The 10,203-nt window shown below is 63.3% G+C and carries 9 protein-coding genes; 8 read left to right on the top strand and 1 reads right to left on the bottom strand.

Annotated features, from left to right (window positions below):
• The 3 genes from A3736_RS04385 to A3736_RS04375 form a co-directional block, all read left to right on the top strand.
• Positions 1 to 1,116, top strand: a 1,116-nt coding sequence (locus A3736_RS04385; RefSeq protein WP_067679684.1) for an aminoacyl--tRNA ligase-related protein, incomplete at its 5' end; no start/stop codon positions are given.
• A 100-nt stretch (positions 1,117 to 1,216) separates the two neighbouring features.
• On the top strand, positions 1,217 to 3,499 hold the full coding sequence (gene rnr, locus A3736_RS04380) for a ribonuclease R (protein WP_197465485.1): 2,283 nt from the start codon (positions 1,217 to 1,219) through the stop codon (positions 3,497 to 3,499).
• A 50-nt stretch (positions 3,500 to 3,549) separates the two neighbouring features.
• Positions 3,550 to 4,065: a peroxiredoxin-like family protein gene (locus tag A3736_RS04375; RefSeq protein ID WP_067679681.1), complete on the top strand. Its 516-nt coding sequence runs from the start codon at positions 3,550 to 3,552 to the stop codon at positions 4,063 to 4,065.
• A gap of 7 nt (positions 4,066 to 4,072) precedes the next feature.
• On the opposite strand, the gene A3736_RS04370 is transcribed toward A3736_RS04375, so the two are convergent.
• The gene (locus A3736_RS04370) at positions 4,073 to 4,525 is read right to left on the bottom strand and encodes a universal stress protein (RefSeq protein WP_067679678.1); all 453 of its coding nucleotides are present in this window, start codon (positions 4,523 to 4,525) and stop codon (positions 4,073 to 4,075) included.
• Between the two features lie 137 nt (positions 4,526 to 4,662).
• On the opposite strand from A3736_RS04370, the gene A3736_RS04365 reads away from it, so the two are divergent.
• Genes A3736_RS04365 through A3736_RS04345 form a run of 5 tightly spaced genes read left to right on the top strand, consistent with a single transcriptional unit; the run spans position 4,663 to position 10,184 of the window.
• Positions 4,663 to 5,994 (top strand): pyruvate dehydrogenase complex dihydrolipoamide acetyltransferase, encoded by a 1,332-nt coding sequence (locus tag A3736_RS04365; RefSeq protein WP_067679675.1) that lies wholly within the window; start codon positions 4,663 to 4,665, stop codon positions 5,992 to 5,994.
• A gap of 14 nt (positions 5,995 to 6,008) precedes the next feature.
• A complete protein-coding gene (locus A3736_RS04360; protein ID WP_197465484.1) occupies positions 6,009 to 6,464 on the top strand; it encodes a hypothetical protein in 456 nt (151 codons plus the stop codon).
• A gap of 3 nt (positions 6,465 to 6,467) precedes the next feature.
• Positions 6,468 to 6,866 (top strand): acyl-CoA thioesterase, encoded by a 399-nt coding sequence (locus A3736_RS04355; protein ID WP_067679672.1) that lies wholly within the window; start codon positions 6,468 to 6,470, stop codon positions 6,864 to 6,866.
• Positions 6,867 to 6,874: 8 nt separating this feature from the next.
• The gene (gene lpdA / locus A3736_RS04350) at positions 6,875 to 8,290 is read left to right on the top strand and encodes a dihydrolipoyl dehydrogenase (RefSeq protein WP_067679668.1); all 1,416 of its coding nucleotides are present in this window, start codon (positions 6,875 to 6,877) and stop codon (positions 8,288 to 8,290) included.
• A 31-nt stretch (positions 8,291 to 8,321) separates the two neighbouring features.
• Complete coding sequence (locus tag A3736_RS04345) at positions 8,322 to 10,184, top strand: cation:proton antiporter (protein ID WP_067679665.1); 1,863 nt, start codon at positions 8,322 to 8,324, stop codon at positions 10,182 to 10,184.
• The last annotated feature ends 19 nt before the right edge of the window (positions 10,185 to 10,203 follow it).

Below are 10,203 nucleotides of genomic sequence, written 5' to 3'. Positions count from 1 at the left end.
GACCTGCCCCTGAAGCTCAACCAATGGGCCAATGTCGTGCGCTGGGAAATGCGCACCCGGATGTTCCTGCGCACGGCCGAATTTCTCTGGCAGGAGGGCCACACCGCGCACGAGACCGAGGCGGAGGCGAAAGAGCACACCCTGCGCATGCTCGAAGTCTATCGCCAATGCGCCGAAGAGGATCTAGCGCTTCCCGTGATTGTGGGCGAGAAGCCGGAGAACGAACGTTTCCCCGGCGCTGTCGAGACCTGGTCGATCGAAGCGATGATGCAGGACGGCAAGGCGCTCCAGGCCGGGACCAGCCATTATCTCGGCACGAATTTTTCGGCTGCGAGCGGGATCAAATTCCAGAACCGCGAAGGCAGCGAAACGCTGGCCCACACCACCAGCTGGGGCGTGTCCACCCGCATGATCGGCGGCATGATCATGGCGCATGGCGACGATGACGGTCTGCGCGTTCCGCCGCGCCTCGCCCCGTGGCAGGTCGTGATCCTGCCCATGCTGCGCGACAATGACGAGGATGCCGCGCTGATCGATTATTGCGAGGGGCTGCGCGCCACGCTCGCCGGGCAGCATGTGCTTGGCGAGAAGTTGCGCGTATTGCTCGATACGAAACCGGGCAAGGCGGCAGCCAAGCGCTGGGACTGGGTGCGCAAGGGCGCGCCGGTCATCGTCGAAGTCGGTGGGCGAGACATGCAGAACGGCGTGGTATCGATGCTGCGCCGCGACCGTTTGTGGGACAAGAATTCGGGCAAGCCTGCCTTCGAAGCGCCGACCCGCGAGATCGCCGGGCAGACCATCCCCGATGTGCTCGCCGATATGCAGGCCGCGCTGCTGACCGAAGCCCGCGACCGGCGCGAGGCCAATATAACGCGCGGCGTCGACAGCTACGACGCAGTGGAAGCGCATTTCAATTCGGACGCGAAATATCCCGGCTGGGTCGAAGTCCAATGGTCGAAACCGACCGGGGCGGCGCTCGATCAGGTGGTCGAGCGGTTGAAGGCACTGAAGCTGACGATCCGCAACGTGCCCACGGATGCCGCGCCTGCCGATGGAGCGTGCATCTTTACCGGCGATCCTGCGGTCGAACGGATCTTACTGGCTCGCGCGTACTAAGCGCCGACTGGCGAGATACGGGGCAGGGGTGGGAAAATGCGCCCACCTGCCCCATATCGGGCCCATGACAAAACAGAACAAGAACCGGCAGCATAAAGGCATGCCGAGCAAAGAACAAATTCTCGAATTCATCCAGACCTCCGAGACCCCCGCTGGAAAGCGTGAGATCGCCAAGGCCTTCGGTCTCAAGGGACAGGAGAAGATCACGCTCAAAAAGCGCTTGAAGGACATGGCCGAAGAAGGCCTGATCGATGGCAAGCGCACAGCCTATCACCGGATGGGCGGCGTACCGAAGGTAACCGTTCTCAAGGTGGTCGAGATCGACGACGGCGAGGTCTTCGCCGAGCCTGAGAACTGGAACCCCGATAGCGACGAAAAGCCGCCGCGCCTGCTCGTTAAAGAGTCCAAGAAGATGGCGGCGCTCAAGCGCGGCGATCGCGTTCTGGCGCGCAACGAGGAAACCGAGCGCGGCTGGCGCGCCACGCCGATCAAGAAGCTCCCCGCTCGCAGCGAAGGCCTCATGGGCGTCGTCGAGTTCGACGGGGGCGGCAAACCCTGGCTCGCGCCCGTGGACAAACGAGTGCGCAATTCCTCGCCGATTTCCGATCTCGGCGGCGCGGAGGAGGGCGAACTCGTCCTCGCCGAACGCACCGGCAAATCGCAGCGCGCAGGCGTGAAGGTGGTCGAAGTGATCGGCGATCCCCTGGCACCCAAAAGCTTCAGCCTGATCGCCATCGCCAAGCACGGCATCCCGCACATCTTCCCCGAAGAGGCGATGGCCGAGGCGGAGCGTGCGGTCGATCTGCCCCTGTCGGAAGACAAGCGCGAAGATCTGCGCGATGTCCCCATCGTCGCCATCGACCCCGCCGATGCGCGCGACCACGACGATGCGATCTGGGCGGAGCCGGACGGAAACGGCGGCTACAAGGCTATCGTCGCCATTGCCGACGTGTCCTATTACGTGCGCCCCGGCGGTGCGCTCGACCGCGAAGCGAGAAAACGCGGCAATTCTGTCTACTTCCCCGACCGGGTTGTGCCGATGCTGCCCGAAGTGTTGAGCGCCGATGTCTGCTCTCTCGTCGAGGAGCAGGACCGCGCGGCAATGGCCTGTCACATGACGATCTCGTCCGACGGCAAGATCACCGATTGGCGCTTCACTCGCGCGATCGTGCGATTGGCGGCGAATGTCGCCTACGAAGACGCCCAGAAAGCCATCGATGACGGATCGGCGGATAAGACGCTTCAGGATCTCTGGGGTGCCTGGAAGCTGCTCTACAAGGCGCGTCAGGCGCGTGATCCGCTCGACCTCGATCTGCCCGAGCGGCAGGTACGACTGAACGATGAAGGGGTGATCGAGGAGATCGCCGTACGCGAACGGCTCGACGCGCACCGCGTGGTCGAAGATTTCATGATCGCCGCCAATGTCGCTGCGGCAAAGGCGCTGGAAGCGAAGAAGGCTCCGGTCGTCTACCGCGTTCACGAACAGCCGAGCCGCGAGAAGCTCTCCGCCTTCAAGGAGTATCTCGAAAGCCAGGGCCGCAGCTTCGCGCTGGGGCAGGTGATAACGGCCGGCCTCTTCAACCGCATGCTCAAGGACGTGTCCGATCCGGCGGAAAAGGCGCTGATCATGGAAGCCGTCCTCCGCAGCCAGACGCAGGCCTATTACGGGCCGGCCAATGCCGGGCATTTCGGGCTTTCCCTGGGCAGCTACGCCCACTTCACCTCACCCATCCGCCGCTATGCCGATCTTTTGGTCCATCGTTCGCTTGTGGATGCCTACAAGCTCGAACAACCCAAGACGAAGCTCGACCTACCTGAAGCTACGGGTTTGTCGGACCGCGACAGAACCGCACTTAGCAACATCACCGATGCGATCAGCCAGACCGAACGCCGCGCGATGGAAGCGGAACGCGACACGGTCGACCGCTATGTCGCCGCCTGGCTTTCGGGCCGCGTCGGGGAAACGTTCGACACCCGCATCACCGGTGTTCAGGGGTTCGGCTTCTTCGCCACGATCGACAAGCTCGGCGGCGATGGGCTGGTCCCGGTCAGCACGCTGGGCCGGGAATATTTCCGTTACGACGATGCAGCGCAGAAGCTGATCGGCGAGAGCAGCGGCACGGAATACGCCGTGGGGGACCGACTGAAGCTGAAGCTTGCCGAAGCAAATGCTTTGACCGGCGCGCTCAAATTCGAAGTGCCCGAAAGCGATGGCGAACGGATCGAGAAGCGGGGCGATCGTCCGCCGCCGAAGAAATCGCATCGCAAGGGTCCGGGCAAAGGCCCAAGCAAAGGCACGGGCGCGCCGCGTCAGAAACATGCGCAAGGCCAGCGCGGGCGCCCGAAGAACATTCGCCACCAGGGGCGCGGCAAGAAGAAATGACGGAACGGGGACGGGCACCCGGCCATTGAAGAGCAAAGGAGATTTCACCGATGCTCAAGCCCGGCCAGCCCATTCCCGCACTCGACCTGCCGCTCACGATCGAGGCGCGCTTCGAACTCGAAAAGCAGGATCCCGAGAATTTCACGATGCTCGTGTTCTATCGCGGCAAGCATTGTCCGATCTGCAAGAAATACCTTACCGAACTCGGCGGCAAGCTCGACGAGTTCACGGACAAGGGCATCAACGTTTTCGCGATCTCGATGGACAGTCCCGAACGGGCGGCGGTGAGCCATGAGGAGTGGGACACGCACGATCTCCCGCTCGCCCACTCACTGAGCGAGGAAAAGGCGCGCGAATACGGCCTCTACATTTCCGAAAAGCGCGAAGGGAGCGAGGAGCCGGACATGTTTTCGGAACCCGGCCTGTTCGTGGTCAAGCCGGACGGCACCTTGCATTTCGCCGTCGTCCAGAGTGCGCCGTTCACGCGGCCCGATCTCGACGATCTGCTCGAAGGGCTGATGTTCACGGTGGACAAGGGCTATCCGACGCGCGGCACCCTGACCTGATCCGGCGTCAGGCCAACCGGTCGACCGCTTCGGTGTCGAGGCCGCCCGGCACGATATAAAGCGGGCAGGGCAGGCTGCCCGCATCGTGGGCAAAATGGGTGATCAGCGGGCCGGGGCCACCTTCGCGATTGGCGCCGAGGACGAGGGCGGCGATGTCCTCGCGCTCGTTCAGGTAATTACGCACGACCTCCTGCGGGTTCCCGCTGCGCACCGCGATCTGGGGCATCTTGCCGCTTTCGGCGAAGATGTTTCCAGCGGCGGAATTGGCCATCACTTCGGCGCGATCCTTGGCCTCCTGCTCGATCGTCGCCTGCACCGCGCCGAACGCGTTGAAGTTCTGCCGGGGCACCAGCGCCAGGATGTGCACCGCACCGCCGGTGCGCGCGGCGCGCAGGCTGGCGAAACGCAGGGCAATCTTCGCTTCGTCGGTCTCGTCCATCACGACCAGATAATTGCGCATCGGTCCCCTTCCCCTCGTGCCGGCGCGTATCCGGTAAATTCGTATTCACCGCAAGGGCCTTGCGGGGCCTGCCCGGTTTGGGCAGAGGAGCAGCGAACCGAACCGTCAGCTTCCCGCGCGAGGACGTAGCGTAAAACATGCCCACTCCGATCAAGATGCCCGCTCTGTCGCCCACCATGGAGGAAGGCACCCTCGCGCGCTGGCTGATCAAACCGGGCGACAAGGTGTCCGCCGGGGACATCATGGCCGAGATCGAGACCGACAAGGCGACGATGGAATTTGAAGCGGTCGACGAAGGCACGCTCGCGTCCATTGCGGTGGAAGAGGGTAGCGAAGGCGTCAAGGTCGGCACCGTGATCGCCATGCTCGCCGAAGAAGGCGAAGACGTGGACGAAGCGGCGAAGGCATCACCCGCCGGCGGCGAAAGCGCCGAACAGGCTCGCGAGGAAAAGGTCGAGGAAGAGGAGCGGCGCACCGAAGAGGCGCCTTCGACGCCGACGAAGTCCTCGCCGGCCCCGACCGCCTCGGTTTCGACGAATTCCGCTCCCGCACCTTCGGGCGATCGCATCGTGGCCTCGCCGCTTGCCAAGCGTATCGCCGAACAGAAGGGGCTCGATCTCTCAGGAGTGCAGGGCAGCGGGCCGAACGGTCGGATCGTGAAGGCCGATGTCGAGAACGCCGAGCCGGGCAAATTGGCAGTGAAGGACGCCGCGCGAAGCGACAAGGCGATGGACGCCCCCAAGACACCTGCGAAAACGCCTGCGGAAAGCGAGTTCGGCGCGCCTTACGAAGCGCAGAAGCTCAACAATGTCCGCAAGGTGATCGCGCGCCGTCTGACCGAAGCGAAGCAGACCATTCCGCACATCTATCTGACCGTGGACGTGCGTCTGGATGCGTTGCTGAAGCTGCGCAGCCAGCTGAACGCCTCGCTGGAAGCGGACGGGATCAAGCTGTCGGTCAACGATCTGCTGATCAAGGCGCTCGCCCGCGCATTGGCGCGGGTGCCCTCCTGCAATGTCAGCTTCCAGGGTGACGAACTGCATCAGTATACCCGCCAGGACATCTCGGTCGCCGTCGCCGCGCCGAGCGGCCTGATCACGCCCATCGTGGTCGATGCTGGTCGCAAGGGGCTCGCACAGATTTCCACCGAGATGAAGGAACTTGCGGGCAAGGCGCGCGATGGCAAATTGCAACCGCACGAATATCAGGGCGGCACGGCTTCGCTCTCCAATCTGGGCATGTTCGGCACCAAGCAATTCGACGCGGTCATCAATCCGCCGCAGGCGATGATCCTGGCGGTCGGCGCGGGCGAACAGCGGCCCCATGTTATCGACGGCGCACTGGGCGTCGCCACCGTGATGAGCGCCACCGGCAGCTTCGATCACCGCGCTATCGACGGCGCGGACGGTGCTGCGCTGATGCAGGCGTTCCAGCAATTGGTCGAGAACCCGATGGGGCTGGTGGTTTGAGCCATCGGCGCGGCTTGATTGAATTTTCGGCGGGGGCTCTCGCTCTGCTTCTTTCCGTGTCCGCTTGCAGTGAGCGCGATGGGCCGCGCGGCGAGTATGGGGCGAGGGACGATGCACCGCAGGCTCGAGCCGCGCCCAGCGCACGCGCGGTGCAGATCGGATTCGACGGGCCGCGCTTCGATGCCTGCGCCAGCTTCGGTCGGGTGACCAATCTCGGCGCGGATGGGCAAAGTCTTCCGGTGCTCGCGGCGCCGGCCGGCAGTGCCGAAGTGATCGACCGTATCGAGGCCGGGCGCGGTCTCTCGATGTGCCAGAAGGTCGGCGACTGGATGGGCGTGGTCTATGCGCCCGATGCGGACGATCCGATCGATTGCGGCACCGGATCGCCGGTGCCGACGCGCCGAGCCTATGAAGGCCCTTGCCGTTCGGGCTGGGTCGATGAAGATTTCCTCAAACTGGTGGCCGGATAATCCATGCCCGATCGTTCTCCCCTTATTCGCGTCACCGCCATGCCAAGCGACACCAACCCGTATGGCGGCGTTTTCGGTGGCTGGTTGATGAGCCAGATGGCGCTCGGCGCGGGATCGCTCGCAAGCCGCTCGGGCGAGGGCAAGGCAGTGGTCGTCTCGGCAACGGATTTCGGCTTTCCCGGCGCGATGCAGGTGGGGGACGAATTGTCCGTCTATGGCGAGGTGACCGAAACGGGCACCACTTCGCTCACCATCGCAGTCGAAGCCGTTGCGCGCACTCGCAATGGCGCGGCGGAAACCATGGTCGCGCAAGGCACGTTCAAATTCGTCCTGCTCGACGACGACGACAAGCCGCGTCCGGTTCGGATGACGGGCCAGGCGGCCCTTTCGGCTAACGATTAGAGAGATTTATGGCTGACACTTCCAACGACGTCATCGTTCTCGGCTCCGGCCCCGGCGGCTATGTCGCGGCGATCCGCTGCGCGCAGCTGGGGCTAAAGACCGCCATCGTGGAGCGCGAATTGCTTGGCGGGATCTGCCTCAATTGGGGCTGCATCCCGACCAAGGCGCTCCTGCGCTCGGCCGAGATCATGCACTTTGCGAAACACGCCAAGGATTACGGCCTGAAGATCGCAGGCGAGATCGAGGCCGATCTCGACGCGGTCGTGAAGCGCAGCCGCGGCGTCGCGAAGCAGCTCAATCAGGGCGTCACGCACCTGATGAAAAAGAACAAGATCGCGGTCCATATGGGCGAAGGCACTCTGACCGGGCCGACCTCGCTGACCGTCAAGGGGGAGAAGGGCGAGGAGAAGCTCACCGCCAAGCACGTGATCGTCGCCACCGGAGCGCGTGCGCGCGATCTGCCCTTCGCCAAGGCGGACGGCAAGCGCGTGTGGACCTATCGCCACGCGATGACGCCGACGGAAATGCCGACCAAGCTGCTGGTCATCGGATCCGGTGCGATCGGGATCGAGTTTGCGAGCTTCTATAACGACATGGGCGTGGACGTGACCGTGGTCGAAATGCTCGACCGGATCGTGCCGGTCGAGGACAAGGATGTCAGCGCCTTTCTCGAAAAGAGCCTGACCAAGCAGGGCATGACGATCATGACCGGCGCAGGCGTCGAGGACATCAAGGTGTCCGGCACCGGCGTGAAGGCGAAGATCAAGGGCAAGGACGGCAAGGTCACGGAGACTGAATTCAGCCACTGCATAACCGCCATCGGCATCGTCCCGAACACCGAGAATATCGGTGTCGAAAAGCTGGCGGAGATGGATCGCGGATTCATCCAGATCGATCCCTATGGTCGTACCAAGTCTAAGGGCCTTTGGGCCATCGGCGATTGCACCCCCGGCCCATGGCTGGCGCACAAGGCGAGCCACGAAGGCGTCACCTGTGCCGAAGCGATCGCGAAGGAACTTGGCAACAAGGACGTCCATCCGCACCCGCTCGACCGCAATAATATCCCGGGCTGCACCTACTGCCACCCGCAAATCGCCAGCGTCGGCCTGACCGAGGCGAAAGCCAAGGAAGCCGGCCATGAGGTCAAGGCAGGCACTTTCCCCTTCATCGGCAACGGCAAGGCGATCGCGCTGGGCGAGGCGGAGGGCTTCGTGAAGACCGTGTTCGACGCCAAGACCGGCGAATTGCTGGGTGCCCACATGGTCGGCGCGGAAGTGACCGAGATGATCCAGGGCTTCGTTGTCGGCAAGACGCTGGAGACGACCGAAGCGGAACTGATGAACACGGTGTTCCCGCATCCCACGATTTCGGAATCCATGCATGAAAGCGTGCTGGCGAGTTACGGACGAGCGCTTCACATCTGAACCGCACTGACGCTGCATTAAGGAAGGCGCATTGACCGGTTTTCTGATCCTCGCCTTTCTCATTCTGGTGGCCAGCGTTGCCGCCGTTCCACTGGCGAGCCGGTTCGGCCTCGGCTCCGTACTGGGCTATCTTCTCGCTGGCATGGCGATCAGCCCGCTGCTCGCGACATTGCGCGTGGATGTCGAAGCCTTGCAGGTCTTCGCCGAATTCGGCGTGGTAATGATGCTCTTCATCGTCGGGCTCGAACTCGAACCCAAGCGCCTGTGGGAAATGCGCGGCAAGCTGTTCGGTCTAGGCGGAGGGCAGGTGCTCCTGACGACGCTCGCCATAGCCAGCATCGCTCTGCTCGACGATCAGCCGTGGCGCACCGCGCTCGCCATCGGGATGGTGCTCGCATTGTCCTCCACTGCCATCATCATCCAGACGCTGACCGAGAAGAATCTGATGCGCTCCGAAGGGGGCGAGGCGAGCTTCAGCGTCTTGCTGGTGCAGGATGTGGCGGTGATCCCGATCCTTGCGCTGCTGCCCTTCCTCGCCATGCCGGAATTGCTGGATGCGACGAGCGCGCATGCCGGGGAGGCGGCGCATCACGGCGGGATCGACCTGACCGCCGCGATGCCGGTTTGGATGGCTGCCTTGGCGCGGATCGTGGCAGTCGGCGCGGTCATCGCCATCGGGATTTATGCGATCCGCCCGCTGTTCCGGTATATCGCCGCGGCAAATCTGCGCGAGTTGTTTACCGCCGCCGCTCTGGTCGTCGTGATCGGGATCGCGCTTCTCATGTCGCTTGTGGGCCTCAGCCCCGCGCTGGGCGCTTTCCTCGCCGGTGTCGTCCTGGCGACCAGCGAATACCGGCACGAGCTGGAAAGCGATATCAACCCGTTCAAAGGGCTTCTGCTCGGGCTATTCTTCATCACGGTCGGTGCGGGAATCGACTTTACCCTCGCGGGCGACATCTGGCCGACCGTACTGTTTTGGGCGCTGGTCACGATCGCCGCGAAAATGCTCGTTCTCCTCGCGGTGGGCTGGCTCTACGGATTGCGAAAGCAGGCGCTTTGGCTGTTCGCGCTAAGCCTCCCGCAAGCGGGCGAGTTCGCCTTCGTCCTCATATCTTTCGGCATCGCCAACGCCGTCTTCGACACTGCGCTCGCAGATCTGATGCTGCTGGTTGTCGCGCTGACCATGTTGATGACGCCCCTTTTGTTCATCTTCTACAACAAGGTTGTGGCGCACGCCTATTGCGAGAGGGACGAGCGCGAGGCGGACGCGATCGAGGAAGAGAACCCCGTCATCATCGCCGGGCGCGGTCGGATAGGCGGGATCGTCGATCGGATGCTGCAGGCAGCCGGCTATTCCACGACGGTGATCGACTACGATTCGCATCAGCTCGAGATCGTGCGCAAATTCGGCTTCCGCACCTATTTCGGCGATGCGACCCGCCCGGACCTGCTTGCCTCGGCGGGAATCGCGCAGGCCAAGCTGCTGGTCGTGGCGCTGGATGAGCGCGAGCAGATCGACAGACTGGTGCGTTACGCCATCAAGAACTATCCCGATCTTCACATTCTCGCCCGCGCGATCGATCGCAATCACGTTTACGAATTATGGGCTTATGGCTGTCGCGACATCGTACGCGAGACCTATGACAGCTCGCTGCGCATGGGCCGTTCCGCTTTCGAAGCGCTAGGCATGGACGAAGACCAGGCCAAAGCTGCGGCGGACGCTTTCGAGGAGATGGACCGCAGCACGATGGTGGATATCGCGAACCTCTATAGGCTCGACATGCCTTACCACGAAAACGAAGCGCTGATCGCGCGCGTTCGCGAATTGCGTTCCGAGTGGGACCCGATCCTGCGCGAACAGATGGACACGATCCTGCGCAAGGGGCCGCATTGATCGCGACGGCACTCGACTG

This window comes from Erythrobacter sp. HI0063, from assembly GCF_001635685.1.
Taxonomy (GTDB): domain Bacteria; phylum Pseudomonadota; class Alphaproteobacteria; order Sphingomonadales; family Sphingomonadaceae; genus Qipengyuania.
This window is presented reverse-complemented; position numbering and strand designations above follow the sequence as displayed.

Coding starts and splice junctions, on each gene's coding strand:
- lpdA (WP_067679668.1), top strand. CDS start 6,875: ATGGCTGACACTTCCAACGACGTCATCGTTCTCGGCTCCGGCCCCGGC.
- A3736_RS04375 (WP_067679681.1), top strand. CDS start 3,550: ATGCTCAAGCCCGGCCAGCCCATTCCCGCACTCGACCTGCCGCTCACG.
- rnr (WP_197465485.1), top strand. CDS start 1,217: ATGCCGAGCAAAGAACAAATTCTCGAATTCATCCAGACCTCCGAGACC.
- A3736_RS04370 (WP_067679678.1), bottom strand. CDS start 4,525: ATGCGCAATTATCTGGTCGTGATGGACGAGACCGACGAAGCGAAGATT.
- A3736_RS04365 (WP_067679675.1), top strand. CDS start 4,663: ATGCCCACTCCGATCAAGATGCCCGCTCTGTCGCCCACCATGGAGGAA.
- A3736_RS04355 (WP_067679672.1), top strand. CDS start 6,468: ATGCCCGATCGTTCTCCCCTTATTCGCGTCACCGCCATGCCAAGCGAC.